This window comes from Kitasatospora sp. NPDC002551, from assembly GCF_040296005.1.
GTDB lineage: Bacteria > Actinomycetota > Actinomycetes > Streptomycetales > Streptomycetaceae > Kitasatospora.
The window spans coordinates 1-26,995 of record NZ_JBEOWI010000074.1 but is presented as its reverse complement, the minus strand read 5'-3'; the positions used below and the strand labels follow the sequence as shown (position 1 = coordinate 26,995).

Sequence of the window (26,995 nt, the reverse complement as noted above, 5' to 3'; positions counted from 1 at the left end):
GCCCGACGCCCTACCGGATGACCGTCACCACCGCCCTCCCGCACGCCGACGCCCTCGCCCTGGCCGACCAGTGCCTCGCCGCCTGGCTGAAACGGGAATGGCGCGAGGAACCCCCACCCCTCGAACCCGCCCCGCCCACCGGCGAGGCCGTACCCCGGGCCGAACGGCTGCGGCTCGGCGAGCGCGTACTGCTGGACCGCGACGGCGGCCCGCTCGACGGCCCGCCGCCCGGCGGCCGCTACGACCGCCGCCAGGTGCGCACCCCCGCTCCGCACGGCACCGACCGGCTCACCCTGACCGTGGCGACCGGGCCCGTGGGCCCCACCTGGCTCCGGCTGGAGGCCGCCACCCGCACCACCGGCAGCGGTGTGCGCACGCCCGGGCGGGTACCGCTGCCCGAGGTGGTCCGCGCGCTGCTGCCCCTGCTGGACGCCGCCGACGGCCCGGCCGCCGTGCCGGCCGCACCCCGGGTGCTCACCGCCGCCGGGGTCGACCGGCTCGTCGACGAACTCTGCGACCCGGACCGCCGGATGCCCACCGTGGTGGCCAGCGTCCCGGCCGGCCTCGGCACCGGGCAGTGGCTCGCCGACGTGGTCGGCCCGCTCTGCGACCAGCTGCCCGGCCTCGCCGGCCTGTACGTCCTCGACGCCGACGCCCGGACCAGGTTCAACGTCGCGCTGGAGTACCACGCCGTCTACGGCGGCGCGGTCCGCACCTACCTGCCCGAGGTCGACCCGGCCTCCCGCCGGGACGGCCGGCGCCACCCGGTGCTGGCACGGAACCGGATCGAGGAGGACCTGCGGCGCGCGGCCGCCCTGCTGTCCCGCGAGCCGCGCCGGCTCGCCGCCGAACGGCCGCTGCCGGCGGTGCTGGCGGGCGTCCCGGCGCTGCGGGTGCCCAGGCCCGGCCCGGTCCCCGAGCCCGCGCCCGCGGCCCCGGCACCCTCCCACGGGCGGGAGGAGCACGAGCGGGGTGCCCGCCCGTCCCGGCACGAGGGCCGCCGGGAACACCACCGGGAACGGCCGAAGCCCAAGGCGCCGTCCGCCGGAGCCGCCACCGGACGGGCGGCCGGTCCCGGCCAGGGGCGTGTCTCCGTCGGCCGGCTCTGCGTCGCGCCGGCCGGTGCGGGCACCCCCGCCGCACCCGCCGTTCCCGCCCACCGGCCGGGGAGGTGGCGGGCCGGACCGCCCGGCGGGCGCGCCGGCGTCCCGCTGACCTTCACCGAACTCATGGCCCGGCTCGGCGAGTTCCCGCTGCTCACCTTCACCGGCGACCAGAAGGCCGCGCTCGCCCTCGACGACCTGCGCTGCGCCGGCGGCGGCTGGGCCCGGCTCACCTGGGACGGCCTCACCGCGCTCCAGGAGTACGCCGAGGCGGCCGTGCGCGGCCAGGCCGGCGGGGACTTCAAGCAGTGGTGCGAGCGGACCCCGGCCGGCTGCCACCGCTTCCCGCCCCGCAAGGCGGTGCGCGGCGAGTCCCGGACGGTGCACAGCCACGCCAAGTGGAAACGCGAACGGATGCTCCCGGTGCCGGAATGCGTGGACGCGTCCCGGCGCGCCTTCATGGGCGCGCACCTGCGGATCGGCGGCGGCCGCACCGCGCCCCGGCTGCACTACCTCGACGACTGTTCGGGCAGTGGCCGGATCTATGTCGGCTACATCGGGCTGCACCTGACCAACACCCGGACCAACTGAGAGGCTTGGCTGACCGGTGCGCCCGTTCGGTGGACAATGTCCGGAAGGGGGCGGGCCTCGGGGCGGCCGACGGGTCGCCGACCGCCCCGGGCAGGCGCCGGACGAGCATGGGGGAACGACCACCGATGCAGTACTCAGCAGACGGCCAGTCCGACGGTGCTGTCACGGCCCTCCAGCCGGGCTTCCTGGCCTCGGTCTTCCGTGACCTCGGGGTCGAGCCGGAGGACGACGGACCGGCCGCACCGTCCGGACCGTCCGGCCCGCGTCCCGGCACCGCGGACGGCGGCCCGGACGGTCCGTCACCCGACGGTCCGCCGGGCCCGGACGGCGACGAGGCCGTCGCCGCCCACGCCCGGGCCGCCACGCTCACCCACCACCGCACGCTCACCGTCCAGGCCGAGCAGGAGCGGCTGGCCGACCTGCTCCGACGGGCCGCGCTGCCCGTCTCGGCCATGGACTTCGAGAGCCAGCTGCGCCGCTACGAGCCGCGTCCCTACCCGGCCGACGGGCCGGCCGCGGCGGCGGGCGGCGAGGACCCGGAGCCGCGCTGGGAGGATTACGCGCCCGCCGAGCCGCCCGCCGCCGACCCCGACGAGGCCCCGTCCCGCCGGCTGCTGGACTCGGGCTACCAGCGCGAGCTCGCCACGGCCCGGCTCGCGCACCAGCGCGCCCTGCGCGAATGGCGCACCCGGCAGGCCGAGGCCGCGGACCCGGTCGCCGACGAGTCCCGGCGCGCCCACGACGAGGCCGAGCAGGCCAAGGCCCGCGCGGTGCGCGAGTACAACGAGTCCCTGGAGGAGTGCCGCCGGGCCTACCGGCAGGCCGAGCCGGCCGCCGTCGAGTCGCTGCTGGAGCGCGCGCTCGCCGCCGCCGAGACCCGTACCCAGGACCTCCCGGCGCCCTGCCGGGCCGTCTACCGGCCGCTGACCCGCACCGCCGTGCTCGACCTCGACCTGCCGCCCCTCGACGTGGTGCCCTCGCTGACCGGCTACCGGCTCGGCCCGGACGGCGACATCCTCCCGGTGCCGCGCCCGCCGGCCGACCGGGCCGCCGACTACCTGCGGCTGGTCGCCCGGCTCGCGCTGCGCGCCCTGCAGGCCGCCGACGCCGTCGACACCGACGAGATCCTCGCCGGGGTGGTGCTCAACGGCTGGCTGCGCGAGCCCGGCGGGACCGATCCGCTCTGCCTGGTGAGCGTGGACGCGGACCGCGACGCACTGGCCCGCACCAGGCTGCTGCCGCCCGCCGACCCCGACGAGGAGCCCGACGGCGAGGGCGTCTACGCGGACGCCGAGCAGGACGAGGCCCTGGTCCGGCTGCGCCGGCTCGGCGCCGCCGTCAGCCCCGACCCGTACGGGCGGGCGGGCGTCGAACCGGCCGCGCAGGCGGCGCCCGCCGTCCCGGCCGCGCCGGACCTGTCGGCGAACGAGTTCGCCCAGCTGGTCCGCGAACTGCTCACCCGGGGCGGGCTCGGCCAGTGGAGCGTGCGGCTGCGCGGCCCGGCCGGCCTGGTGGCCACCGGTGAGGGACCGAACGGCAGCGCGCTGCCCGGCCGCTGGGTGGTCTGGGCCTCGCGGGGCGCCGATCCGGTGGGGGAGGAGGAGATCCGCACACTGGCGGAGGCGGTCCGCGAGGAGTCCGCCGAGCGCGGCCTGCGGCTCACCACCGGCCACTTCACCGACGGGGCGCTCGACCTCACCGGCGAGGACGGGCACCGGCACATCCACCTGGTCGACGGGGACGGGGTGCGCGAGCTGGCGCGCACCCACCTCGGGCTGCCGCTCGCCGCCGGGCGCTGAACCGGGCGCCCGGCGCCGTACGACGACGCGCCGGCGTCCGGCCGGCTCACCCCGACGGACCGTCCGGCGGGCGTCGGGGGGCGGGCTGCACGACGCTGGGGGACACGGCCGTCCCGCACCGGTCGACGACCGGCCCGGGGACGGCGGAACAGGGGGGAGACGAGTGAACAGACGGTCCGTCACGGCGGGGCAGCGGTGACCGCGGTCCTGGTCGCCGCCGGGGCCTTCCTGATGACGCTGATCGGCGGCTGGGTCGCCCAGCGCACCGGGGACCGCCGCCACCTGGTGCTCGGTTTCGCCGCCGGGCTGATGCTCGGGGTGGTCGCCTTCGACCTCCTCCCGGAGGCGCTGCACCAGGCGCCCGAGGAGGTCCACGGGGTGCCCCAGGCACTGCTGATGTTCGCGGCCGGGTTCCTGGCCATCCACATCGTCGAGCGGGCGGTGGCCATCCACCGCGGCCACGAGGCGGAGTACGCCGCGCACACCCACGGCCAGCGGCCCGCGCAGGGCGATGCCCACGCCCACGGGCACGCGCACGGCCGGAGCCGGTCCGGCGTCGACGGGCACCAGGGCGTCGGCCTGACCGCCGCCTTCGCCCTGGTCGGCCACAGCGTGATGGACGGCTTCGCGATCGGCGCGGCCTTCCAGGCCGGGACGACGGTCGGGACGGTGGTGGCGATCGCCGTGGTCGCGCACGACTTCGCCGACGGCTTCAACACCTACACGATCACCAGGCTCTACGGGAACAACAAACGGCGGGCGCTGACCCTGCTCGCGGCGGACGCGCTCGCGCCGGTCACCGGCGCCGCGATCACCCTGCTGTTCACCATCTCCGAGCACGTGCTCGGCCTCTACCTGGGGTTCTTCGCCGGGTTCCTGCTCTACCTGGCGACCTCCGACATCCTGCCCGAGGCGCACAGCCCGCACCCCTCGCGCACCACCCTGCTCTGCACCCTCGCCGGGGTGGGCTTCATGTGGCTGGTGATCGGCTTCGCCGGCTGACACCGCGTCGGGCCGGACCGGTCCGGCCCGACGCTCCGGGCAGGTCAGCCGCTCCGGGCGTCCCACCGGGCCCGCATCGCGGCCAGCGCCTCGGTGATCGCCGGGCGGCGCGAGGCCTGCGAGCGCCAGAGCGCGAACACCCGCCGGGCCGGCTCCGGCACGACCGGCCTGGCGACCACCCCCGGCGGCAGCGTTCCCCGCCCCAGCCGCGGCACCAGCCCCACGCCCAGTCCCGCCGCGATCAGCGCGATCTGCGTCTCGAACTCGCCGACCTGGTAGCGCACGTCCGGTTCCTCGCCGGCCTCGCGCAGCGTCCGCACCAGCCAGTCGTGACAGATGTTGCCCGGCGGCACGCTGGTCCACCGCTGTCCGCGCAGCCGTTCCTCGGGCACCACCGGGAGCCCGGCCAGCGGATGGCCGGCCGGCAGCAGCAGGTCCACCGGGTCCTCGCCGAGGTCCGTCCGGGACAGGCCGTCCTGGACCGGCAGCGGCACCGTCGGCCAGTCCTGGACGAGCGCCAGGTCGACCTCCCCGCGCGCCACCAGGTCGGCCGCCGGGTACGGGTCGCTCTCCAGCAGCCGCACGTCCAGGTCGGGGCAGCGCTCGCGCAGGTCGGCCAGCACGCCCGGCATCAGCCCGCGCGCGCCGGTCGCGAAGGCGGCCACCAGCAGCTGTCCGACCGCCTGGCCGCGCTGCTCCTCCAGCCGCACCTCGGCCCGCTCCACCAGGCCCAGCACCGCCTGCGCGGTGTCCGCCAGTTCGCGCGCCGCGTCGGTCAGCACCACCCCGCGGCCCTGGCGCTCCAGCAGCACCGTCCTGGTCTCCCGCTCCAGCTTGGCGATCTGCTGGGAGACGGCGGACGGCGTGAAGCCGAGGGCCGCGGCAGCCCCGCCGACCGAGCCGTGCACCGCCACCGCGTGCAGCGCCCGCAGGCGCCCCAGATCCATCATGAAGCCATGCTAAAGCATGGCCTTCAATATTCATCGCTGGTGCTACACGGTCCCCCGCGGCCATCCTCGTGCCATGAGCGCATCCCCCCAGACCGCCCCGGGCGGCGGCAACGGCGGCATGAGGCCGCGTCACATCGCCCTGGCGGTCCTGGTCGCCGCCGTCTGGGGTCTCAACTTCGTCCTCATCCACGTCGGCCTGGAGAACTTCCCCCCGCTGCTCTTCTGCGCCCTGCGCTTCGCGGTGGTCGCCGTCCCGGCGGTCTTCCTCGTCGGCCCGCCGAAGGTCGCCTGGCGGTGGGTGCTCGCGGTCGGTCTGGTGCTCGGGGTGGTCAAGTTCGGCCTGCTCTTCCTCGGCATGCACGCCGGGATGCCGGCCGGTCTCTCCTCCCTGGTGCTCCAGGGGCAGGCGGTCTTCACCGCCCTGTTCGCCGGCGTCCTGCTGGGCGAGCGGCCCGGCGGGCAGCGGCTGTTCGGCCTGGCCGTCGCCTTCGCCGGAATCGGCCTGAGCGCCGTCGACCGCGGCCTCGGCGGGCCGCTCGGCGCCTTCGCCCTGGTCGTGCTCGCGGCGGCCGCCTGGGGCCTGTCCAACGTGCTGACCCGCAAGGCCGCCCCGCCGGACGCGCTGCGCTGGATGGTCTGGGTCAGCGCCGTGCCGCCGCTGCCGCTGCTCGGCCTCTCGCTGCTGGTCGAGGGCCCGGAGGCGGACCTGCGGGCGCTGCGCGGGATCGGCCTCGCCGGACTCGGCGCGATCGGCTACGTCGGGCTGGTCTCCACCCTGTTCGGCTTCGTCGCCTGGAGCTACCTGCTGCGCAGCTACGACGCCACCGCCGTCGCGCCCTACTCGCTGCTGGTGCCGGTGTTCGGGATGTCCTCGGCCTGGCTGCTGCTCGGCGAGTCGGTCGGCCCGGCGGCCGTCGTCGCGGCGGTGCTGGTGGTCGCCGGGATCGGGATCACCGCGCTGCGCCCGGGGGCACCGTCCGGCGCGGCCCGGCGCTGGGCGCGGCGAGCGCCGCGTACGCGGACTCGGCGGTCCGCAGCGCCCGCAGCAGCGCGTCCTGCTCGGCGGGGCTGACCGGGCCGAAGTACTCCTGGGCGACCTCGTGCCGGACCTGACCGATCCGCTCCACCGCCGACCGTCCGGCCGCGGTGAGCAGGATCCGCACGGCCCGGCGGTCGGCCGGGTCCGGGTTCCGCTCGACCAGACCGGCCTCCTCCAGGGCGTCGACCACCGTGGTGGCCGAGCGCGGGGCGATGTGCAGCCGGTCGGCCAGGTCGCTCAGCCGCATCGCGCGGTCGGGGAGCTCGCAGCCGGGAGCGTGTGCCAGGGCCCGCAGGGCGCGGCCCTGACCGGGGGTGATGCCGTAGGGCTCCAGCCGCTCGCTGGTGCGGCGGCGGATCCGCTTGATCGCCCGGGTCATCGCGTCGGCCAGCTCGGCGGCGGTGTCCGGGGCGCCCGCCGGGTCCGGAACGGGGGAGGAGCTCGCCGCGTCGTCGGTCGGCGTGGTGGTCATGGCGGCTCTCCTCGGCAGGTGTCCGACCCAGGGTATCGGCCGGTCCCGAGGCGCTCGGAAACATGTTGAGCAAGGCTCAGTATCTGGGTTAGCGTAGACCACAAGTGAGGGCACCCTAAGTTCCCTCCCCCGACTCTGGAGGGCCCGTGCCCCGCTCCGAAGCCCGCGTCGCCACCGCCCGTTCCGCCCGCTACGCCAAGCAGCTCGCGGCCCACATGGGCCGCAAGATCCAGGCCGACTGGTCCGAGGAGACCGGCCGCGGCACCCTCGTCTTCGGTGCCGGCACCGCCACGCTGGAGGCCGCCCCCGACGCGCTGCTGCTCGCGGTCGAGGGCGCGACCGAGAACCTGCCCGGCCTGGAGGACGTCGTCGGCCGTCACCTGGTCCGCTTCGGTGCCCGCGACGAACTGGTCGTCGAGTGGCACCGCGACAACGGCGAGCCCGGCCTCGTCCACCGCAACGACGAGGACCCGGCCGAGGGCTGACGGCTGAAGGCCGGGCAGCTGGAGGCTAACGCCCGGGCGGCGGCGTCCGGGGCGTGCCCGGGCGGCCGGTGAGCGGCCACCGGGCGAGGGTCCACAGCACCAGGCCGCCCAGGCACCAGCTGGCCACCACGTCCAGCAGCCAGTGGTAGTCGCTCCACACCAGCCCGAGCCCGACACCCGCCACCAGCAGGGCCGTTCCCGCGGCGAGCACCCGCCGCGCCCGCCGGCCGGCCGCCCGGGCCAGCAGCAGCGCCGCGACCCCGTAGCCGAGCGCGGCGGTCGCGGTGTGGCCGGACGGGTACCAGCCCCATTGGTCCGCCGCCAGCGGCAGCCCGAACGGCCCGGGCCGCGCGAACCACGCCTTCGCCGGCACGACCAGCAGCGGGATCAGCCCGGCCGTCAGCACCGCCACCGGGACCGGCAGCCACCAGCGCGCGAAGCCCGCCCGGAACTCCCGCCAGGCCGCCACCCCCGCGCCGGACAGCAGCACCGGGACCGCCACCGAGCCGCCGCCCAGGTCGGAGAGCGCCTTGCCGAGGTGGTTGAGCAGGGTGCTGCGCAGCGTGTGCCGGGTCTCCAGGACGGCGTGCCGGGTCCAGCGGTCCAGCCCCAGCAGCGGCCCGTCCACCGCGACCTGCCAGGACACCAGGAGCAGCACCACCCCGAGGACCGCCGGCCCCACCGGGTGCGCCAGGACGCGAGGCAGCCGCCCCGGAGCAGGGGGGAGAGCTCCGGGGCGGCCCTGATGATCGCCGCTCCGTGCGCCCCGGGGGGTGTGGGTCGGACGGCCGGTCGATCGGCTTTCGGTATGCACCGCCCCGGGCGGGACGGCCTGGTTGTCCTCGCGGCCCTCGCGCGGAGCCGCCCCGGAGAGCGGTGCCGCGGACGGATCCGCCCATGGCTGGGGCTCGCTGTCCATCTGTGATGACACTACGTCAAGGTCCGTGCGCAGCCGAGGAGCTTCAGCGATTCCGCACACCATCTTCACCGTCCGCGCCGGTCGCGTCACGCCGGGTTCGAACCGAACGGCCCGCGGGGACGAGGTCCCCACGGGCCGTTCGGCGCTGTCCGGACATCCCTCCGGCGGGTCTTCGGTGCGGTGCGGGCCGTCGCCGCGGCCGCGGGCCGGCTCAGACGGCGGCGAACGCGCCCTCGAGGATGTCCAGGCCCTCGTTCAGCAGGTGCTCCGGCATCACCAGCGGCGGCAGGAAGCGCAGCACGTTGCCGTAGGTGCCGGCGGTCAGCACGACCAGGCCCTCGGCGTGGCAGGCCTTGGCGATGGCCGCGGTGGCCTCCGCGTTCGGCTCCTTGCCGCCCGGCTTCACCAGCTCGACGGCGATCATCGCGCCGCGGCCGCGGACCTCACCGATGCGGACACGGTCGGAGTCGGCGAACTTCTCCTGCAGGGCGCGCAGGCGGCCCAGCATGATCTCGCCGATCCGCTGCGCCTTGCCGACGAGGTCCTGCTCCTTCATGGTCTCGATGGCGCCCAGCGCGGCCGCGCAGGCCACCGGGTTGCCGCCGTAGGTGCCGCCCAGGCCGCCGGTCTGCGCGGCGTCCATGATCTCGGCGCGGCCGGTCAGCGCGGACAGCGGCAGACCGCCGGCGATGCCCTTGGCGGTGGTGATCAGGTCCGGGACGATGCCCTCGTCCTCACAGGCGAACCACTGGCCGGTGCGGCAGAAGCCGGTCTGGATCTCGTCCGCGACGAACACGATCCCGTTCGCCTTCGCGAACTCCACGATCGCCGGCAGGAAGCCCTTGGCCGGCTCGATGAACCCGCCCTCGCCCTGGATCGGCTCGATGATGATCGCGGCGACGTTCTCGGCGCCGATCTGCTTGTTGATGGTGTCGATCGCCTGGGCGGCGGCCTCGGCGGCGCAGTTCTCCGCACCGGTCAGCCAGCGGTAGGGGTAGGCCACCGGCACCCGGTAGACCTCGGGGGCGAACGGACCGAAGCCCTGCTTGTACGGCATGTTCTTCGCCGTCAGCGCCAGGGTCAGGTTGGTGCGGCCGTGGTAGCCGTGGTCGAACACCACGACGGCCTGGCGCTTGGTGTAGGCGCGGGCGATCTTCACCGCGTTCTCGACGGCCTCGGAGCCGGAGTTGAACAGCGCGGTGCGCTTCTCGTGGTCGCCCGGGGTCAGCTCGTTCAGCTGCTCGGCCACGGCCACGTAACCCTCGTACGGGGTCACCATGAAGCAGGTGTGGGTGAAGGCGGCCAGCTGCTCGGTCGTCTTCGCCACGACGGCCTCGGCGCTGTTGCCGACGTTGGTCACGGCGATGCCGGAGCCGAAGTCGATCAGCGAGTTGCCGTCCACGTCCTCCAGCACGCCGCCGCCGGCGCGGGACACGTACACCGGAAGGGTGGTGCCGACGCCGGCCGCCACCGCACCCAGCTTGCGGGCGTGCAGCTCCTGCGACTTCGGACCGGGGATCGCGGTGACCAGGCGGCGCTCCTGCGGGAGCGGCGTTGCGGCGCTCATGGGTTTCTCCAGACTCTTCGGCTCGGTAGTTCGCAGGCTACGGCGGTGCTCTCCGGGCGGGCATGCGCCACTCGGTAGCAGTGGGCCGTCCGACTTGTCCGGGGCGGCCAGCGCGCGCGACGCCACGACCGGCGGGCCGCGCTCCACTACATTGAGCGCGGGCGTGTCGCCGGGGCGGCGGCATGGGTATGGGCGGCACCGACGGCGGTCGGGCCGGCGGGCGAGGGAGCGGGGCCGTACATGGGACTGGACGGGGCACGGAGCCACAGCGAGCGGACCACCGCCATCCCCCGGAACGCGTCCACCCCGATGCCGCACCCGCGACCCCCGGCCCGCGCGCCGTTCGACCTCGCCGCCTGGGTCGCGGCCCCGCGGCCGGAGGCCGCCCCGGGCGTCTTCCGCGAGGGCTACCGGCAGCTCGACCCCGACCGCGCCGAGGCCGCCAAGGTCCCCACCTGGCCCCTCCTCCTGCGCGCGGGCCTGAATGCGGTGGTGGGGTGGCTGGCGTACGTCTACGGGGTCGAGCTGGCCAAGTTCGGGACGACGCTCATCGGGGTTCTGCCGACGCGTTCGGCGTTCGTCGCGGTTTCGGTCATCCTCACCCTCAATGTGCTGGTCGCGGGCATCGTCATCAAGGTCTTCGGGCGGATGGGCCGGTGGGTGGAGGTGTGGCGGCGGTACGCGATGCCGTTGCTGTCGCGGACGGTGACGGAGGAGGAGCCCGCGTCCGTGGAGGAGCAGGCGGAGGCGGTGCGGCTGCGGGATCCGTGGGCGGTGCTGCGGCAGGGCGGGGCGGCGGCCGCGGCCGGGCGGCTGGACGGCGAGGCGGTCGGGGACGTCGACTACGTGCGGATCCAGCGGGCGTGGGAGTCCGCCCAGGCCGACCGGGCCTTCGTGCCGGCCTTCGACGAGCAGGTGGCGCTGCGCGGCGCCGCCGCGTTCGCGCACCCGTCGGAGGCGCGCGAGCTGCCGGGGCGGGCGGAGCGGCACGACCTGCTGCTGGCCCAGGTGCGGCTCGGTACCGCGCAGGACGTGCCGAAGAACCCGCTGACCCACCGGGCGGCGGGCTTCGCGCTGGACCCGGCGGTGCTGGGTACCTCGCTGCTGGCGGTGGGCCCGGCCGGAACGGGGAAGACGGCCCGGCTGGCCCGCCCGGTGGCGGAGGCGCTGTGCCTGCAGGCGCTGGCCGGGACGGCGTGCGCGGTGGTGATCGGGTCGGCGGAGGCGGACCTCGGGCCGGACGACTGGTACGACGTGGTGATCGCCCCGGGCCACGCCGCGTCCCGCTACGGGCTGGACCTGTACGGCGGGGCGCAGGACCCGGACGAGGCGGCGGCCCGGCTGGCGGAGGCGCTGCTGCCCGACGAGCTGACGGCGCGCGCCGAGACGGCGCGGACGGCGTTGCAGCAGATGGTGGGACCGTTCCACGCCGCGTTCGGCCGCTACCCGGGGGTGCGCGAGCTGCGGGCGCTGCTCGCCGGGGAGGCGGAGGCGCTGGAGTCGCTGGTGAAGGGGCTGCGGGCGGCGGGCCGGCTGGGCTCGTACGAGCGGGACCTGGAGCACCGGGAGCGCCAGCGCGGCCGGGCGGACGATCCGGGGGCGCTGCTGGCGGACCGGCTGGCGCTGCTGGACCGGCCGGCCTTCGAGGGGGTGTTCGCGACCGACGGGACGGGCCGTCCGCCGTTCGCGATGCGGGTGCTGGACCATCCGCTGCGGGTGCGGGTGAAGCTGCCGGAGCACAGCCACCCGGAGGCCGCGCGGATGCTGTCGCGGCTGCTGGTGGGCCAGTTCGTGCAGGCCGCGGGCGCGCGCGGGGACCGGTCGCTGTTCGCCGGGCTGGTGGTGGACGACGCCTCGGCGGCCCTGGACGCCGGGATCGTGCGCGGGCTGCAGCGCCTGCGCGGGGCGAACGCCGGGGTGGTGCTGCTGCTGCGGACGCTGGTCGACCTGCCGGAGGCGCTGCGGGCGCCGCTGTTCGGGGCGGTGGGCTGCCGGGCGGCGTTCCCGGGCATCGCGCCGTGGGACGGCCGGCTGTTCTCGGAGGCCTGGGGCACGCACCTGGTGCGGGAGACGGCGGTGACCCTGGCGCCGGACACCTCGGGCGGGATCGTGCGGCGGGCCGGGCGGCTGGGCCGCAAGGCGCTGTCGGGGACGACCGCCCAGACGGAGTCGGTGACCACCCGGGAGGTGGAACGGCTGCGCTGGTCCCCGTCGGACCTGGCGCACGCGCTGCCGGCCGGGCACGCGGTGCTGTCGCTGACGGCGGTGTCGGGGGAGCAGGTGCCGCCGCTGCTGGTGGACCTCCGGGGCTGAGAGCCGCGGGGGAGGGGAGGAGAGGGGCGCGGACAAAGCTCGCCTTCGAGGTGGATTCGGCAGTGCCGGTTGTCCGGGGCGTCCATAATGAGAAGTGGGATCCCCCCAGGACCCCCAGTCCTCTCTCGCCCGGCCGCAACGGCGCGGTCGGGTCGTTCCCTCGAAGGTGCCATGCCCCCCACACTTGCCTCCGTCGTCCGCAACACCTCGCTCCATCTGACGGTCCTCGCCGGTGCGGACCACCTGGAGCGGCCGGTCCGCTGGGTGCACACCAGCGAGCTGGACGACCCGACGCCGTTCCTGGAGGGTGGCGAGCTGCTGCTCACCACCGGGATCAAGCTCGGCCGCACGGCCGCCCAGTTGCAGGCCTACGTGCACCGGCTGGCCGACGCGGGGGTGGTCGGGCTCGGACTGGGGGTGGGCCTGTCGCACACCGAGGTCCCGCAGCCGCTGGTGGACGCGGCGGCGCAGCGCGGCCTCCCGCTGCTGCGGGTGCCGGAGCCGACGCCGTTCATCGCGATCAGCAAGGTCGTGTCGGCGGCGCTGGCCGCCGAGCAGTACGAGGCGGTGACGACCAGCTTCGAGGCGCAGGAGGAGCTGACCCGGGCCGCGCTGGGCAAGGACGGCACGACCGCGGTGGTGCGGCGGCTGGCGGCCCGGCTGGGCGGCTGGGCGGCGCTGTACGACGGCTCGGGCGCGCTGTCGGTGGTGGCGCCGGACTGGGCGGCGCGCCGGGCCGGGCGGCTGGCGGCGGAGGTGGACCGGCTGCGCCGGCGGCCGGCGCCGTCGAGTGCCGCGCTGCAGGGCCGCGCGCCGGGGATAGACACGGCGGACGAGGACTACGTGGTGGTCCAGTCGCTGGGGGCGGACCGGCGGGCCCGGGGTTTCCTGGCGGTGGGCACCGAGGACCGGATCACGCCGACCGAGCGGTACGTGCTGAACGCGGCGGTGGCGCTGCTGACGCTGACCCTGGAGCGGTCGCGGGAGCTGCGGCAGGCCGAGGAGAGGATGGGCGCCGCCCTGCTGCGGATGGTGCTGGCCGGGGAGGTGGCGACGGCGCGCCAGGTGGCGGCCGGTCTGTTCGGCGGGCTGCCGGAGGGGACCGTGCGGGTGTTGGTGGCCGGGGCGGCCCAGGGGGCGGAAGCCGGGGAGGCGCTGGGCGAGCTGGGCGACCGCGCCGAGCAGGCCGGGTCGCGGGTCGGCGAGAAGCTGCTGGTGGCGCGGGAGGACGGCGCGCACGGGGCGCGGCTGATGGTGCTGGCGCTGGACAACGGCGCGGTGCACCGGGCGTGCCTGGGGGCGGTGGAGGAGCACGAGGGTCTGTCGCTGGGCGTGTCGGCGCCGGCCGCGCTGGAGGACGCCGGGACGGCGCACGCGCAGGCCGAGCGGGCGCTGGCGGTGGCGCTGCGCGGCGGGCGGCGTTCGGTGGACCACGAGGAGGTCGGCGCGGGCTCGCTGCTGCCGCTGCTCGGTGAGGACGCCGTGACGGCCTTCGCGGAGGGCCTGCTGCGGCCGCTGCGGGAGCACGACCGGACGGCGCGCGGCGATCTGGTGGCCTCGCTGCGGGCGTGGCTGTCGCGGCACGGGCAGTGGGACGCGGCGGCGGCCGACCTCGGGGTGCACCGGCACACCCTGCGCTACCGGATGCGGCGGGTGGAGGAGCTGCTGGGGCGGTCGCTGGACGACACGGACGTCCGGATGGAGCTCTGGCTGGCGCTGCGTTCCGGCGAGGAGTGAGCGGGGGGCGCCCGTTCGGGGCTGGACGCGGTGGAGTGGCGGTGGGGGCGAACGCTACTCGGTGTCCAATCCGGTCGGCGCGTCGGCCGCCCTACCCTCGGTTCTGGCTCCACGTCCGTGGGGCGTGAGGACGACGAGGAGAGGGCCGGTACCACGGTGACCACCACGTACGATTTCTGGCTGGCCGGCCGCCGGGCGAGCGGCGACGCCGACTTCGAGGTGCACAACAGCTGGGACGGCCGCCTGGTCGGCAAGGTGAGCATCCCCACCGAGGCGCAGGTCGAGGAGGCCCTGGAGGCCGCCGTCGCCGCGCTGCCGGTGTTCGCCGCGACCCCCGCGCACGTGCGCTCCGCCGCCCTGGACCACGTGGCCCGGCGGCTGACCGAGCGCACCGAGGAGATCGCCCAGCTGATCACCGCCGAGAACGGCAAGCCGATCAAGTGGGCCCGCGGTGAGATCGGCCGCGCCGTCTCGGTGTTCCGCTGGGCCGCCGAGGAGGCCCGCCGGACCAACGGCGAGACCATGCGGCTGGACACCGACCCGGGCGGCACGGGCCGCTTCGCGGTGGTGCGGCGCTTCCCGCGCGGCGTGGTGCTGGGCATCGCCCCCTTCAACTTCCCGCTGAACCTGGTCGCCCACAAGATCGCCCCGGCGATCGCGGTCGGCGCGCCGATCATCCTCAAGCCGGCCCCGGCCACCCCGCTGTCGGCGATGGTGCTGGGCGAGATCCTGGCCGAGACCGACCTGCCGGTCGGCTCCTGGAGCGTCCTGCCGGTGCCGAACGACCGGATGCCGGCCCTGGTGCAGGACCCGCGTCTGCCGGTGATCTCCTTCACCGGTTCGGACAAGGTCGGCTACCAGATCATGGACTCGGTGCCGCGCAAGCACACCACCCTGGAGCTGGGCGGCAACGCGGCGGCCGTGGTGCTCGCCGACTGGTCCTCCGAGGCGGACCTGGACTGGGCGGCCACCCGGATCGCGATGTTCGCCAACTACCAGGGCGGCCAGTCCTGCATCTCGGTGCAGCGGGTGATCGCCGACGCGTCGGTGTACGACGCGCTGGCGGAGAAGGTCGTCGCCAAGGTTCGGGCGCAGGTCACCGGTGACCCCAACGACGACGCGACGGACGTCGGCCCGCTGGTCGACGAGAACGCCGCCAAGCGGGTGGAGTCCTGGGTGGACGACGCGGTCGCCAAGGGCGCGAAGCTGCTCACCGGCGGCACCCGCGAGGGCGCGACCTACGCCCCCACCGTGCTGGCCGAGCTGCCGGCCGACGCGATCCTGGCCACCTCCGAGGTGTTCGGCCCGGTCCTGTCGCTGCACAAGGTGGACGGCGTGGACGAGGCCTTCGCGGCCGTCAACGACTCGCTGTTCGGCCTGCAGGCGGGTGTGTTCACGCACGACCTGCAGACCGCCTTCCGCGCCCACCGGGAGCTGGAGGTCGGCGGTGTGATCATCGGCGACGCGCCGTCCTACCGCGCCGACCAGATGCCGTACGGCGGCGTCAAGGACTCCGGCGTCGGCCGTGAGGGCGTCCGGTACGCGATGGACGACTACACCGTCGAGAAGGTCCTGGTCCTCACCGGCCTCGACCTCTGAGGGTGACCTGAGCGAGGGCCCGGCCGCACCGTGCGGCCGGGCCCTCGCGCGTGCCGGGCCGTGGCCGGGTTCAGCCGTGGCCGGCGACGGCCGCGACCGCCTCGGCCACGGTCGCGTTGCCGGCCACCAGCTCCAGGGTCTGTCCGGCGGTGCCGGGCTCGTGCAGCAGCCCGGCGAGCACGGCGGCGACGTCCTGCCGGTCGACCGACCCGCGCGACACGCTCGGCGCGAGCCGGACCAGACCGGTGCCCGGGCCGTCGGTGAGGCGGCCGGGGCGCAGCACCGTCCAGTCCAGCGCGGTGCGCGCCCGGACGGCGTCGTCGGCGGCGCCCTTGGCCCGCAGATAGGTCTCGAAGACCTCGTCGGAGGGGTAGCCGGCATGGGCGTCGGCGCCGATCCCGGAGACCATGACGTACCGGCGCACGCCGGCCAGCACGGCGGCGTCGGCGAGCAGCACGGCGGCGTCCCGGTCGACGGTGAGCTTGCGGGCGGCCCCGCTGCCCGGCCCGGCGCCGGCCGCGAACACCACGGCGTCCGCGCCCTCCAGTAGCCGGGCGAGTTCCGGCGGGGCGGCGGCCTCCAGGTCGAGCAGCAGCGGTTCGGCCCCGGCGGCGACGAGGTCGTCGGCCTGTTCGGGGCGGCGGATGATTCCGGCGGGGCGGTCGCCGCGGTCGGCGAGCAGCCGTTCCAGGCGGAGGGCGATCTGTCCGTGGCCCCCGGCGATGACGATGCGCATGGCTCCGACGGTAGCCCGGGAGCGCGCCCGGCGTCCCGGGAACGGTCCCGTGGTGCCGGGCCGGGAGCCGGGCAGGACACAATGGGCGCATGACTTCGCTCGCCCACCCGCAGCTGCGGTTCACCCCCGAGGTGACCACCCCCTCCGGCCCCCGGGAGCTGGTGATCCTCGGTTCCACCGGTTCGATCGGCACCCAGGCCATCGACGTGGTCCTGCGCAACCCGGACCGGTTCCGGGTGGTGGCCCTCTCGGCCGCCGGCGGCCGGGTGGAACTGCTCGCCGAGCAGGCGCTGCGGCTGGGCGTGCACACCGTGGCGGTGGCCGAGCCGGCGGCCGAGCCGGCGCTGCGCGAGGCGCTGGCGGCGAAGGCGGCGGGCCGTGCGCTGCCGGCCGTGCTGGCCGGTCCGGACGCGGCGACGGAGCTGGCGGCGATGGAGTGCCACTCGGTGCTGAACGGCATCACCGGCTCGATCGGCCTGCGCCCGACGCTGGCCGCGCTGCGGGCCGGCCGGGTGCTGGTGCTGGCCAACAAGGAGTCGCTGATCGTCGGGGGTCCGCTGGTGAAGGCGGTCGCGAGGCCGGGGCAGATCGTGCCGGTGGACTCCGAGCACGCCGCGCTGTTCCAGGCGCTGGCCGGCGGCACCCGGGCCGAGGTCCGCAAGCTGGTGGTGACCGCGAGCGGCGGCCCGTTCCGCAACCGCGGCCGCGCCGAGCTGGCGGGCGTCACCCCGGCGGACGCGCTGGCGCACCCGACCTGGGCGATGGGCCCGGTCGTCACGATCAATTCGGCCACCCTGGTGAACAAGGGCCTGGAGGTGATCGAGGCGCACCTGCTGTACGACGTGCCGTTCGACCGGATCGAGGTCGTGGTCCATCCGCAGTCGGTCGTCCACTCGATGGTGGAGTTCACGGACGGTTCCACGCTGGCGCAGGCGAGCCCGCCGGACATGCGGATGCCGATCGCGCTGGGCCTGGGCTGGCCGGACCGGGTGCCGGACGCGGCCCTGGGCTGCGACTGGACCAAGGCGGCGACCTGGGAGTTCTTCCCGCTGGACAACGACGCCTTCCCGGCGGTCGAGCTGGCCCGCGAGGTCGGCACGCTGGGCGGCACCGCCCCGGCGGTGTTCAACGCGGCCAACGAGGAGTGCGTGGAGGCCTTCCTGAACGGCCGCCTCGCCTTCACCGGGATCGTGGACACTGTGGCGAAGGTCGTGGCCGAGCACGGCACCCCGGCGGCGGGAACTTCGCTGACGGTGGAGGACGTCCTGCACGCGGAGGACTGGGCGCGCGCCCGGGCCCGCGAGCTGGCCGCAGGCTGATCCGGGTCCCCCGGACGGCAGCGCCGGACGACCGGTACGACGACAGGATGAGCGGAGCGGCATGACGGAGGAGCAGCGGTGGCAACGGTGATGACGGTGGTCGGCATCCTGGTCTTCGTACTGGGACTGCTCTTCTCGATCGCCTGGCACGAGCTCGGCCACCTCTCCACGGCCAAGCTGTTCGGCATCCGGGTGCCGCAGTACATGGTCGGCTTCGGCCCGACGGTCTGGTCACGGAAGAAGGGCGAGACCGAGTACGGCCTCAAGGCCATTCCGCTGGGCGGGTACATCCGGATGATCGGGATGTTCCCGCCCGGCGCGGACGGGCGGATCACCCAGCGCTCCACCTCGCCCTGGCGGACCATGATCGAGGACGCCCGGGAGGCCTCGTACGAGGAGGTCAGGGAGGGCGACGAGAGCCGGCTCTTCTACACGCGCAAGCCGTGGAAGCGCGTGATCGTCATGTTCGCCGGGCCGTTCATGAACCTGATCCTCTCCTTCGGGCTCTTCCTGACCGTGCTGATGGGCTTCGGCGTCCCGATGTCGGTGCCGACCATCGGCACCGTCTCGGAGTGCGTCGTCAAGGCCGGCCAGCCGACCGACAACTGCCCGGCCGACGCGCCGGTGGCGCCCGCCTTCCAGGCCGGGCTGAAGCCCGGCGACAAGGTGGTCTCCTTCGACGGCGACCGGATCACCGGCTACGAGCAGCTCCAGGACGACATCCGGAAGTCCGCCGGCCGGCGGGTCGACCTGGTGGTCGAGCGCGACGGGCAGCGCCTCACCCTCACCCCGACCATCGCCGTCAACGACGTGCAGAAGTACGACTCCGACGGCCGGCCGGTCAAGGGCGAGACGGTGCGGGCCGGCTTCCTCGGCTTCACCCCGGCCAGCGGCGTGGTCCAGCTCGGCTTCGGGCAGTCCGTCGACCGGATGTACGACATGGCGGAGAACGGCGTGAAGTCGCTCGCCGCGCTTCCGGGCAAGATCCCGGGCCTGTGGCACTCGGTGGTGGACGGCACCCCGCGCGAGGCCGACTCGCCGATCGGCATGGTCGGCGCGGCCCGGGTCAGCGGCGAGGTGTTCGCCCTGGACATCCCGGGCAGCCAGCGGGTCGCCTACTTCGTCAACCTGCTCGCCGGGATCAACCTCTCGCTGTTCCTCTTCAACATGCTGCCGCTGCTGCCGCTGGACGGCGGCCACATCGCGGGCGCGGCCTGGGAGTCGGTGCGCCGCCGCTTCGCCCGGCTGTTCCGCCGCCCCGACCCCGGTCCGTTCGACGTGGCCCGGCTGATGCCGCTCGCCTACGTGGTGGCCAGCGTGTTCATCGGCTTCACCCTGCTGGTGCTCGTGGCCGACCTGGTGAACCCCGTCAAGATCAGTTAGACCGGCGGGACGGCGGGTGCGCGGACGCCCGTTCCCGTGCCGTACCGTTGGAGCCCGGGCGTGCGATCGTCGGCGCGTCCGGGCTCGGCCGTCCCAGCGGCCGGACCGACCACACCTCAACCCCGGGGAACCCTGCGCACATGACCGCGATCTCGCTCGGTATTCCGTCTCTGCCGCTCAAGCCGCTCGCCAAGCGCCGTGTCTCCCGCCAGATCATGGTCGGCAACGTGCCGGTCGGCGGCGACGCCCCCGTCTCGGTGCAGTCCATGACCACCACGGTGACCTCGGACATCAACGCCACCCTGCAGCAGATCGCGGAGCTGACCGCCTCGGGCTGCCAGATCGTGCGGGTCGCCGTCCCCTCCCAGGACGACGCCGACGCGCTGCCGATCATCGCGAAGAAGTCGCAGATCCCGGTGATCGCCGACATCCACTTCCAGCCGAAGTACGTCTTCGCGGCCATCGACGCCGGCTGCGCCGCCGTCCGCGTCAACCCGGGCAACATCAAGGCCTTCGACGACAAGGTCGGCGAGATCGCCAAGGCCGCCAAGGACGCCGGCGTGCCGATCCGGATCGGCGTCAACGCCGGCTCGCTCGACAAGCGCCTGCTGGAGAAGTACGGCCGGGCCACCCCCGAGGCGCTGGTCGAGTCCGCGCTCTGGGAGTGCTCGCTGTTCGAGGAGCACGACTTCCGCGACATCAAGATCTCGGTCAAGCACAACGACCCGGTCGTGATGATCAACGCCTACCGCCAGCTCGCCGCCGCCTGCGACTACCCGCTGCACCTCGGCGTCACCGAGGCCGGCCCCGCCTTCCAGGGCACCATCAAGTCCGCGGTCGCCTTCGGCGCGCTGCTCGCCGAGGGCATCGGCGACACCATCCGGGTCTCGCTCTCCGCCCCGCCGGCCGAGGAGATCAAGGTCGGCAACCAGATCCTGGAGTCGCTGGGCCTGCGCCAGCGCGGCCTGGAGATCGTCTCCTGCCCGTCCTGCGGCCGCGCCCAGGTCGACGTCTACAAGCTCGCCGAGGAGGTCACGGCCGGCCTGGAGGGCATGAACGTGCCGCTGCGCGTCGCGGTCATGGGCTGCGTCGTCAACGGCCCGGGCGAGGCCCGTGAGGCCGACCTCGGTGTCGCCTCCGGCAACGGCAAGGGCCAGATCTTCGTCAAGGGCGAGGTCATCAAGACCGTCCCGGAGTCCAGGATCGTGGAGACCCTGATCGAGGAGGCCTTCAAGATCGCCGAGCAGATGGAGGCCGAGGGCGTCGAGTCCGGCGCGCCGACCGTCACCGCCGGCGAGTGACCCACCCCGGTGCCGGGTAGGTCTGCGCAGTTCTTCCGGAAGCGGGGCCGTCCGTGCGCGGACGGCCCCGCGGCCGTAGCCGGGCGGGGCCACGGAGTAGGGTGCGGCCAGAGTCGTCTCAGTAAGGTGCTGTCTCGATGCTCGATCGAGGTGTGATGCTCCCCAGCTCGTTCCAGGCCGCCCGCGCCCTGGCGACCACCCGCGTGCTGGAACCGCCGGACCTCGCCGACGCCCTCGCCGTCCTCCACCGCGACCCGGTCGCCAACGCCTTCGTCGCCACCCGGGTGGAGGCCGTCGGCCTCGACCCCTGGCGGCTCGGCGGCGAGATGTGGGGCTGGTACGACGAGAACGGCGAACTCGACGCGCTCTGCTACGCCGGGGCCAACCTGGTGCTGGTGAACGCCGGTCCGCAGGCCGTCCAGGCCTTCGCCGAGCGGGCCCGGCGGCAGGGGCGCCGCTGCTCCTCCATCGTGGGCCCGGCCGGGCCCACCGCGGCGCTGTGGGCGCTGCTGGAACGCAGCTGGGGGCCGGCCCGGGAGGTGCGGGCGCACCAGCCGCTGCTCGCGACGAGCGTGCCGTCCGCCGAGATCGGGCCCGATCCGCTGGTGCGGCGGGTGCGGCGGGGCGAGATCGACACCCTGATGCCGGCCTGCGTGGCGATGTTCACCGAGGAGGTCGGGGTCTCGCCGCTGGCCGGCGACGGGGGGCTGCTCTACCAGGCCAGGGTGGCCGAACTCGTCTCCACCGGGCGCTCGTTCGCCCGGTTCGGGGAGGACGGGCAGGTCGTCTTCAAGGCGGAGATCGGGGCCGTCACGCAGGGAGCCTGCCAGATCCAGGGGGTCTGGGTGGCACCCGGGCACCGCGGGCAGGGCCTCTCCGAGACGGGGATGGCGGCCGTGCTGGACATCGCGCTGCGGGAGGTGGCGCCGGTGGTCTCGCTGTACGTCAACGACTACAACCTGCGAGCGCGGGCCGCGTACCGGCGGGTGGGGTTCCGGGAGGTCGGGGCGTTCATGAGCGTGCTCTTCTGAGGGGGCGGGGATCGGGTTGACCGGGGAGAGCAGGGTGGCCGGGCTGGTGATCGAGGCCATCGACCTCGCGGCGTGGGCTCCGCAGGCCCTCGACGTGCAGGCGGTGGCGTTCGGGCTCACGCCGGAGGAGGTCATGGTCCGGCTGCACATCGTCGGACGGCACGCCCAGCAGCCCGGGGTGATCGCGTTCGGGGCCTTCGACGGCCGGCGGCTGGTCGGGTTCGGGTACGGCATGCCCAACCACCGTGAGCACTGGTGGAGCACCGTGATCGAGCCCTACCTGGTGGCCCGGGGGCACGGGGACTGGCTGGACGGCGTCTTCGCGGTCACCGAACTGCACGTGCTGCCGGAGTTCCAGGGGCGGGGGGCCGGCTCGGCGCTGATCCGCGCGCTCACCGCGCGCTCCGGGCTGGACCGCAGCATCCTCTCCGCGATCGACGCCGAGACGCCGGCCCGGCGGCTCTACCGGGCGCTGGGCTACCGGGACCTCGCGCGGGCCGTGCACTTCCCGAACACGGAGCGGCGGTACGCGGTGATGGGGGCGACGCTGCCGCTGCGGGGGGCTGGCGGCGGCCCGGCTCAGAGCGCGCCGGCGAGTTCCAGGTAGAGCTCGGCCTCGGGGCGGCGGTTCGCGGCGAGGGCGGCCAGGGCCAGGTCGACGGCGCGCACCAGGGTCCAGCCGCGCAGCCGCTCGCGGTCGACGTCCAGGGCCTCGGCGAGCTGGTGCAGGCGGCGCCGGACGGCGGCGGGGAGACCGGGGGAGCCGACGAGGGTGTCCGCGCGGTCCAGGGCGAGGCGGGCCAGGTCGTAGGCGCGTTCGCCGGCCAGCGGGCGGGGGGCGATCGCCAGCCAGGGGGCGCGGTCGGCGGCGAGGACGTTGCCGTGGTGGAAGTCGCCGTGGAGGAGGAACCGCTCGGTGGCGGAGGCGGCGAGGGCGGTGGCGGTCTCCCGCGCCTCGGCGAGGAGGGGGGCGGCTTCGGGGAGGGCGGGGGCTTCGGGGGCCGGGACGGGGGCGGGCCCGGGGAAGCCGTGGTCCGGGGGGCGGGGGAGCCACAGGCGGTGGAGGAGGCTGGTGGCCTCCAGCATGGCCTTGGGTTCGGCGAGGGAACGGAGCGGGACCTCGCCGTGGAGGCGTTCCAGGAGCAGGACGCCGGAGCTCTCGGTGCGGTGGGCGTCGAGGAGCAGGACGGCGCCGCGACCGGCCCAGGCGGTGAGGGCCTCGGGCTCGTGGGCGGTCTCGGGGGTGCGGAGGGAGACCTTGAGGGCGGCGGGGCCGAGGTCGTCGTCGCGGTGGACGTAGGCGACGAGGCTGAGGGTGCCGCCGGGGTCCAGGACGCGGTCCAGGGTGAGGCCGAGGCGGGTGAGCTGGGCGGAGACGAGCGCGGGCAGGCCGGCGAGCCAGGCGGCGGCCTCGGCGGGGTGGGTGGCGGTGATGCTGCGGGTGAGCCAGTCGGGGACGGTGAAGGGTGCTGCTGCCGACATGCTGGCCTTCCGGTTGTGGGTCCCCCGTGGTGGTACGGGGTCCATTGTCGGCGGCGGCGTGGGTGTGTGCAGTGTGGGTGTGTGCGGCGCGGCTCTCGGGAGGGTGGGCGCGGGGTCGGCTCCGGGGGTGACCGCTCCGGGGGCTGGATGATTTTCCGACTGCCGGTGGGGTGGAGGTGGGGTGCTCGCTGTTGGCAGTCCGAAGATCACCCGCGACGCCCCTCTCCGCGGCCACCCCCCCTACGCCGCCCCCTCCCGCAGCGCGTCCCTCTCGCCTGGTGGGGGGTCGGGAGGGGCGGGGGTGGGTGGGTGGGTGGGTGGGTGGGTGGCTTTTTTGCGGGCGCGGGGCTTTGCCCGCGCCCGCTTGGGGGTGAGGGGCGGGCGTCAGGGGGTGGGGGCGGGTGTCGGGGTGCTGGTGTCGGGGAGGCCGGGGAAGGCGGTGGGGGTGGCGCCCCAGTGGTGGGCGCGGAGGGCGCATTCGCGCAGGGCGTCGGCGGCGGCGGTGCGGTGGGGGGGGGGGACGGCGGCGACCAGGTCGGCGTAGACGGTGGTGAGGCGGGTTTCCAGGTGGGCGGCCAGGCGGGTGGCGGCGGGGGCGTCGGTGACCGGGAAGGGGAGCTGGTAGCCGGCGGCCGCGGCGGCGGGGGTGGCGCCGGTGGCGGCGAGGAGGCGCTGCCAGGCGTCGCGGCGGGACTGGTGGGCGGCCAGGGCGGTGCGGGCGTCGGTGCGCTGCTGGTCGTCGGGGAGGCGGGCGCCGACCACGCCGTAGCCGTAGATGGCGGCGTGTTCGGCGCTCAGGGCGTCCTGGAAGGGGGTGGCCGTCTCGCCGGGGGCGGTGGGGGTCGCGGTGGGGGCGGGGGAGGGGGCGGTGTCGCCGAGGGCGACCGCGTGCCGGACGCCGGCGGCGGAGACGGAGGCCAGCAGACGGGCCAGCTGGGGGGAGGCGGCGCCGAGGTCGGCGAGGCGGGACTGGGCGGTCTGGCGTTCGAGGGCGGCCAGGGCGGCCAGGGTGGGGGGAGGGGCGGTGGGTGCGGTGGTGGGGGTGGTGGCGGTCGTGGTGGTGGGCTGCAGGGCGGCGCGGTGCTGGGCGACCTCGGCGCGCAGGGGCTGGAGCTGCGGGGCCTGGGGGAGGAGGGCGTCGTAGCCGGCGAGGAGGGTGTCGGTGGCCGCGACGGCGCGCAGGCGGACCGGCTCGTCGGGGTCGGGCCGCCGGTGGTCGCCGCCCGGGGCGGTGGGGTCGGAGCCGTGCCCGCCGGTGCAGGCGGTGAGCGTGAGCAGCCCGAGGGTGAGGAAGGCGCGTCGGCTGGGCGGCTGCATGGGTGTCACTCCGGGGCGTGTACGGGAGGACGGCCTGCCCGCCTGCCCTCGATGGCGTGAATGATTACAGAATCCTTACGTCCGTGGGCGCGGATGAGTTCGTGCGGGAGGCGTGTGAGCTTGCTCGCACCGGATCGGGCGGGGCCGGGGCCGGAATCGGTGGTTGGGGGGTTCACCGGCTAGGCTTTGGGCCGAGCTGCCGCGACCCGGCCGCGCGCCGCACCGGCGCCGGGGGCGCGGGGCGACCTTCCGACAACAGCAGACGCGGCCGAGGAGTCCACCCGGATGAGCACCACCCACACCGACCGGCTGCGCGCGTTGCTGGAGCCGCTGGCCGCGCAGGCGGGCCTGGACCTGGAGGACGTCAAGGTCACCCAGGCGGGCAGCCGCCGTCAGGTGCAGATCGACGTGGACGCCGACGGCGGCGTGGACCTGGACACCATCGCCGAGTTCAGCCGGGTGGTCGGCGAGGCGCTGGACGAGTCGGACGTGATGGGCTCCGGGGCGTACGTCCTGGAGGTCGGCTCGCCGGGCGCGGAGCGTCCGCTGAGCGCGCCGCGGCACTGGATCCGCGCCGAGGGCCGGCTGGCCAAGGTCCACCTGGTCGACGGCGGGGAGATCGTCGCGCGGGTGCTGGAGGCGGACGAGGACGGCGCGCTGGTCGAGGTGCAGCCGGTGAAGGGCCGCGGCCGGCCCAAGGAGCGCCGTCTTGAGTACGGCGAGGTCGCCCGTGCGCGCGTCCAGGTGGAGTTCAACCGCAAGGACGACGAGCTGCTGCTCGACGAGGGGGACGACGGTGCGGAGTGAGGACCTGCGCACCAACCGCACCATGATGAACGTGACGAAAGACGAGGAGGCGTAGCCGTGGACATCGACATGAGTGCCCTGCGCGCGCTGGTCAGCGAGAAGAACATCCCCTTCGACCTCGTGGTCGAGTCGATCGAGTCGGCCCTCCTCACCGCGTACCACCGCACCGAGGGCTCGCGCCGTCGCGCCCGGGTCGAGCTGGACCGCCGGACCGGCCACGTGACGGTCTGGGCGACCGAGGACGCGTCGGAGCTGGACGAGGGCGTCGAGCCGAAGGAGTTCGACGACACCCCGAGCGGTTTCGGCCGGATCGCCTCCAGCATCGGCATGCAGGTCATGATGCAGCGGCTGCGTGACGCCGCCGACGACCAGACCTTCGGCGAGTACGCGGGCAAGGAGGGCGACATCGTCACCGGTGTCGTCCAGCAGGGCAACGACCCGAAGAACGTGCTGGTCGACATCGGCAAGCTGGAGGCCATCCTGCCGCCGCAGGAGCAGGTCCCGGGCGAGGACTACCGGCACGGCACCCGGCTGAAGTGCTACGTCGTGGCCGTGCGCCGCGGTGTGCGCGGGGCCTCGGTGACGCTCTCGCGCACCCACCCCAACCTGGTGAAGAAGCTGTTCGCGCTGGAGGTCCCGGAGATCGCGGACGGCAGCGTCGAGATCGCCGCGATCGCCCGTGAGGCCGGCCACCGGACCAAGATCGCGGTCTGGTCGCGCCGCCAGGGGCTGAACGCCAAGGGCGCCTGCATCGGTCCGATGGGCTCCCGGGTGCGCGCGGTGATGGGCGAGCTGCACGGCGAGAAGATCGACATCGTCGACTGGTCGGAGGACCCGCGCGAGATGGTCGCCGCCGCGCTGTCCCCCGCCCGGGTGACCAGCGTGGAGATCGTGGACGCCGTCCAGCGTTCCGCGCGGGTGATCGTGCCGGACTACCAGCTGTCGCTGGCGATCGGCAAGGAGGGGCAGAACGCCCGCCTCGCCGCCCGTCTGACCGGCTGGCGGATCGACATCCGGCCGGACACCGAGGGCGGCGAGCAGGAATCCGCGGCCCCGTAGTCGTTGTTGCCGGAACCGTCCCTGCCGTTCCCCCGGGATCGGCGGGGCGGCGCCATGTCCCTTCGGAGGGGTAGACTTGCCTTCGTCTGGCCGGACGCATGTCCGAGCACGCCCGGAACGCACCTGCGTGGGCTGCCGCAAGCGCGCGGCCAAGCACCAGCTGTTGCGTGTCACGGCGGTCGAGGGCGTCTGCGTCCCTGATCCCCGTGGCGCACTGCCGGGCCGGGGCGCACACCTGCACCCCGAACCGGCCTGCCTCGACCTCGCGGTCCGCCGACGGGCGTTCCCCCGGGCCTTCCGGCTCCAGGGCGCGCTCGACACCGGGCGGCTCCGCGAGTACATCGAGCAGCGGGTGAGCGTCAGCTCCCCGTGACGGCCCGCCGCTCGCGCGGCGGAGAACCACCGCAACAAGCACGGCGCGCGGGCAGCCGTACGCCGTGCCACCAGTCAGGTACCTCGCGATGTGGAAGTAGGTCGAGATTGCGATGAGCACTCGATGAGTACGCGATGAGTACGCGATGGGTACGCCCATGAAGTAGCGACGGTCCGGCGGACGAGACCCCCGGACTCATAGACAGGAGTGAAGTGGCTAAGGTCCGGGTTTACGAACTCGCCAAGGAGCTTGGTTTGGAGAGCAAGGCCGTCATGGCCAAGCTCACCGAGCTGGGTGAGTTCGTCCGTTCGGCGTCCTCGACGATCGAGGCGCCGGTCGTACGCAAGTTGACTGACGCGCTTGGTGTGGCCCCCACCGGTGGTGGTTCCGCTGCCAAGCCGGGCCCGCGGAAGCCCGCGGCGCCCCAGCCCGCGGCCGGTTCGGCCGCGGGTGCACCCAAGCCGGGTGGCCCGACCCCGGGTCCGCGCCCGAGCGCGGCCCCTGGTCCCCGTCCCACCCCGGCCGCGGGTCCCGCGGCCGCGGCGCCGGCCGCCCGATCCGGAGAGCGGGGGGGAGGGGAAGAGTGTGGTGTCCGTAGTGTAGTTCTAGGG

At 75.1% G+C, this 26,995-nt stretch carries 23 protein-coding genes and 1 pseudogene; 17 read left to right on the top strand and 7 right to left on the bottom strand.

The features are described 5' to 3' along the window. Nucleotides 1–17: 17 nt before the first annotated feature. The 3 genes from ABT093_RS36440 to ABT093_RS36430 all read left to right on the top strand — a co-directional run bounded on the left by ABT093_RS36440 (nt 18) and on the right by ABT093_RS36430 (nt 4,495). Nucleotides 18–1,694 carry a hypothetical protein gene (locus tag ABT093_RS36440; RefSeq protein WP_350571621.1) on the top strand — a complete coding sequence of 559 codons (1,677 nt, stop codon included), beginning with the start codon at nt 18–20 and terminating at the stop codon, nt 1,692–1,694. A gap of 125 nt (nt 1,695–1,819) precedes the next feature. Next, complete coding sequence (locus ABT093_RS36435) at nt 1,820–3,493, top strand: restriction endonuclease (protein ID WP_350571620.1); 1,674 nt, start codon at nt 1,820–1,822, stop codon at nt 3,491–3,493. A gap of 231 nt (nt 3,494–3,724) precedes the next feature. Beyond that, nucleotides 3,725–4,495 (top strand): ZIP family metal transporter, encoded by a 771-nt coding sequence (locus tag ABT093_RS36430; RefSeq protein WP_502884392.1) that lies wholly within the window; start codon nt 3,725–3,727, stop codon nt 4,493–4,495. A gap of 44 nt (nt 4,496–4,539) precedes the next feature. On the opposite strand, the gene ABT093_RS36425 is transcribed toward ABT093_RS36430, so the two are convergent. Continuing rightward, a complete protein-coding gene (locus tag ABT093_RS36425) occupies nt 4,540–5,445 on the bottom strand; it encodes a LysR family transcriptional regulator (RefSeq protein ID WP_350571616.1) in 906 nt (301 codons plus the stop codon). Nucleotides 5,446–5,563: 118 nt separating this feature from the next. On the opposite strand from ABT093_RS36425, the gene ABT093_RS36420 reads away from it, so the two are divergent. Further along, nucleotides 5,564–6,517 carry an EamA family transporter gene (locus ABT093_RS36420; protein ID WP_350571634.1) on the top strand — a complete coding sequence of 318 codons (954 nt, stop codon included), beginning with the start codon at nt 5,564–5,566 and terminating at the stop codon, nt 6,515–6,517. A 100-nt stretch (nt 6,518–6,617) separates the two neighbouring features. Here the strand turns inward: ABT093_RS36420 and ABT093_RS36415 are convergent. Continuing rightward, a pseudogene (locus tag ABT093_RS36415) lies at nt 6,618–6,863 on the bottom strand (MarR family winged helix-turn-helix transcriptional regulator); the annotation flags it as partial. A 239-nt stretch (nt 6,864–7,102) separates the two neighbouring features. On the opposite strand from ABT093_RS36415, the gene ABT093_RS36410 reads away from it, so the two are divergent. Next, nucleotides 7,103–7,441, top strand: coding sequence for a DUF2218 domain-containing protein (locus ABT093_RS36410; protein WP_350571615.1), 339 nt, complete (start codon nt 7,103–7,105; stop codon nt 7,439–7,441). A gap of 25 nt (nt 7,442–7,466) precedes the next feature. Here the strand turns inward: ABT093_RS36410 and ABT093_RS36405 are convergent, their stop codons facing one another. Both ABT093_RS36405 and gabT read right to left on the bottom strand, forming a co-directional pair. Continuing rightward, a complete protein-coding gene (locus tag ABT093_RS36405; protein ID WP_350571613.1) occupies nt 7,467–8,123 on the bottom strand; it encodes a phosphatase PAP2 family protein in 657 nt (218 codons plus the stop codon). Between the two features lie 448 nt (nt 8,124–8,571). Further along, complete coding sequence (gene gabT, locus ABT093_RS36400; RefSeq protein ID WP_350571611.1) at nt 8,572–9,927, bottom strand: 4-aminobutyrate--2-oxoglutarate transaminase; 1,356 nt, start codon at nt 9,925–9,927, stop codon at nt 8,572–8,574. 240 nt (nt 9,928–10,167) lie between these two features. Between gabT and ABT093_RS36395 the strand changes: the two genes are divergently transcribed. The 3 genes from ABT093_RS36395 to ABT093_RS36385 all read left to right on the top strand — a co-directional run bounded on the left by ABT093_RS36395 (nt 10,168) and on the right by ABT093_RS36385 (nt 15,576). Continuing rightward, the gene (locus tag ABT093_RS36395) at nt 10,168–12,240 is read left to right on the top strand and encodes a type IV secretory system conjugative DNA transfer family protein (protein WP_350571609.1); all 2,073 of its coding nucleotides are present in this window, start codon (nt 10,168–10,170) and stop codon (nt 12,238–12,240) included. Nucleotides 12,241–12,411: 171 nt separating this feature from the next. Then, a complete protein-coding gene (locus tag ABT093_RS36390) occupies nt 12,412–13,977 on the top strand; it encodes a PucR family transcriptional regulator (RefSeq protein ID WP_350571607.1) in 1,566 nt (521 codons plus the stop codon). 156 nt (nt 13,978–14,133) lie between these two features. Beyond that, entirely contained in the window at nt 14,134–15,576 is a 1,443-nt protein-coding gene (locus ABT093_RS36385; RefSeq protein WP_350571606.1) for an aldehyde dehydrogenase family protein, read from the top strand. Between the two features lie 70 nt (nt 15,577–15,646). Here the strand turns inward: ABT093_RS36385 and ABT093_RS36380 are convergent, their stop codons facing one another. After that, nucleotides 15,647–16,312 carry an NAD(P)H-binding protein gene (locus tag ABT093_RS36380; RefSeq protein WP_350571605.1) on the bottom strand — a complete coding sequence of 222 codons (666 nt, stop codon included), beginning with the start codon at nt 16,310–16,312 and terminating at the stop codon, nt 15,647–15,649. A gap of 89 nt (nt 16,313–16,401) precedes the next feature. Here ABT093_RS36380 and dxr point away from each other — a divergent pair, with 89 nt between their 5' ends. The 5 genes from dxr to ABT093_RS36355 all read left to right on the top strand — a co-directional run bounded on the left by dxr (nt 16,402) and on the right by ABT093_RS36355 (nt 21,953). Continuing rightward, entirely contained in the window at nt 16,402–17,631 is a 1,230-nt protein-coding gene (gene dxr, locus ABT093_RS36375; RefSeq protein WP_350571603.1) for a 1-deoxy-D-xylulose-5-phosphate reductoisomerase, read from the top strand. 78 nt (nt 17,632–17,709) lie between these two features. Next, the gene (locus ABT093_RS36370; protein WP_350571601.1) at nt 17,710–19,014 is read left to right on the top strand and encodes a M50 family metallopeptidase; all 1,305 of its coding nucleotides are present in this window, start codon (nt 17,710–17,712) and stop codon (nt 19,012–19,014) included. Between the two features lie 140 nt (nt 19,015–19,154). Then, nucleotides 19,155–20,315 (top strand): flavodoxin-dependent (E)-4-hydroxy-3-methylbut-2-enyl-diphosphate synthase, encoded by a 1,161-nt coding sequence (ispG, locus tag ABT093_RS36365; protein ID WP_350571600.1) that lies wholly within the window; start codon nt 19,155–19,157, stop codon nt 20,313–20,315. A gap of 155 nt (nt 20,316–20,470) precedes the next feature. Further along, nucleotides 20,471–21,346 carry a GNAT family N-acetyltransferase gene (locus ABT093_RS36360; protein ID WP_350571632.1) on the top strand — a complete coding sequence of 292 codons (876 nt, stop codon included), beginning with the start codon at nt 20,471–20,473 and terminating at the stop codon, nt 21,344–21,346. Nucleotides 21,347–21,380: 34 nt separating this feature from the next. Beyond that, entirely contained in the window at nt 21,381–21,953 is a 573-nt protein-coding gene (locus ABT093_RS36355) for a GNAT family N-acetyltransferase (protein WP_350571598.1), read from the top strand. On the opposite strand, the gene ABT093_RS36350 is transcribed toward ABT093_RS36355, so the two are convergent. Then, on the bottom strand, nt 21,926–22,828 hold the full coding sequence (locus ABT093_RS36350) for an aminoglycoside phosphotransferase family protein (protein WP_350571596.1): 903 nt from the start codon (nt 22,826–22,828) through the stop codon (nt 21,926–21,928). The two genes, ABT093_RS36355 and ABT093_RS36350, sit on opposite strands and share 28 nt — an antisense overlap. A 384-nt stretch (nt 22,829–23,212) precedes the next feature. Beyond that, nucleotides 23,213–23,626: a ferritin-like domain-containing protein gene (locus ABT093_RS36345; protein WP_350571630.1), complete on the bottom strand. Its 414-nt coding sequence runs from the start codon at nt 23,624–23,626 to the stop codon at nt 23,213–23,215. An 804-nt stretch (nt 23,627–24,430) separates the two neighbouring features. Between ABT093_RS36345 and rimP the strand changes: the two genes are divergently transcribed. From rimP to ABT093_RS36325, 4 genes are all read left to right on the top strand, one after another. Then, entirely contained in the window at nt 24,431–24,952 is a 522-nt protein-coding gene (rimP, locus tag ABT093_RS36340; RefSeq protein ID WP_350571595.1) for a ribosome maturation factor RimP, read from the top strand. 57 nt (nt 24,953–25,009) lie between these two features. Next, nucleotides 25,010–26,011, top strand: a complete 1,002-nt coding sequence (gene nusA, locus ABT093_RS36335) for a transcription termination factor NusA (RefSeq protein WP_350571594.1) — start codon at nt 25,010–25,012, stop codon at nt 26,009–26,011. 127 nt (nt 26,012–26,138) lie between these two features. Beyond that, nucleotides 26,139–26,384, top strand: a complete 246-nt coding sequence (locus tag ABT093_RS36330) for a YlxR family protein (protein ID WP_350571593.1) — start codon at nt 26,139–26,141, stop codon at nt 26,382–26,384. Nucleotides 26,385–26,596: 212 nt separating this feature from the next. Further along, nucleotides 26,597–26,995 (top strand): translation initiation factor IF-2 N-terminal domain-containing protein (locus ABT093_RS36325; protein WP_350571592.1); only part of this gene is annotated, 399 nt, incomplete at its 3' end.

Bases quoted from the DNA above. Each gene is read 5' to 3' on its own strand.
- ABT093_RS36440 (WP_350571621.1), top strand. From the start codon at position 18: ATGACCGTCACCACCGCCCTCCCGCACGCCGACGCCCTCGCCCTGGCC.
- ABT093_RS36435 (WP_350571620.1), top strand. From the start codon at position 1,820: ATGCAGTACTCAGCAGACGGCCAGTCCGACGGTGCTGTCACGGCCCTC.
- ABT093_RS36430 (WP_502884392.1), top strand. From the start codon at position 3,725: ATGACGCTGATCGGCGGCTGGGTCGCCCAGCGCACCGGGGACCGCCGC.
- ABT093_RS36425 (WP_350571616.1), bottom strand. From the start codon at position 5,445: ATGATGGATCTGGGGCGCCTGCGGGCGCTGCACGCGGTGGCGGTGCAC.
- ABT093_RS36420 (WP_350571634.1), top strand. From the start codon at position 5,564: ATGAGGCCGCGTCACATCGCCCTGGCGGTCCTGGTCGCCGCCGTCTGG.
- gabT (WP_350571611.1), bottom strand. From the start codon at position 9,927: ATGAGCGCCGCAACGCCGCTCCCGCAGGAGCGCCGCCTGGTCACCGCG.
- ABT093_RS36395 (WP_350571609.1), top strand. From the start codon at position 10,168: ATGGGACTGGACGGGGCACGGAGCCACAGCGAGCGGACCACCGCCATC.
- ABT093_RS36390 (WP_350571607.1), top strand. From the start codon at position 12,412: ATGCCCCCCACACTTGCCTCCGTCGTCCGCAACACCTCGCTCCATCTG.
- ABT093_RS36380 (WP_350571605.1), bottom strand. From the start codon at position 16,312: ATGCGCATCGTCATCGCCGGGGGCCACGGACAGATCGCCCTCCGCCTG.
- dxr (WP_350571603.1), top strand. From the start codon at position 16,402: ATGACTTCGCTCGCCCACCCGCAGCTGCGGTTCACCCCCGAGGTGACC.
- ispG (WP_350571600.1), top strand. From the start codon at position 19,155: ATGACCGCGATCTCGCTCGGTATTCCGTCTCTGCCGCTCAAGCCGCTC.
- ABT093_RS36360 (WP_350571632.1), top strand. From the start codon at position 20,471: ATGCTCCCCAGCTCGTTCCAGGCCGCCCGCGCCCTGGCGACCACCCGC.
- ABT093_RS36350 (WP_350571596.1), bottom strand. From the start codon at position 22,828: ATGTCGGCAGCAGCACCCTTCACCGTCCCCGACTGGCTCACCCGCAGC.
- rimP (WP_350571595.1), top strand. From the start codon at position 24,431: ATGAGCACCACCCACACCGACCGGCTGCGCGCGTTGCTGGAGCCGCTG.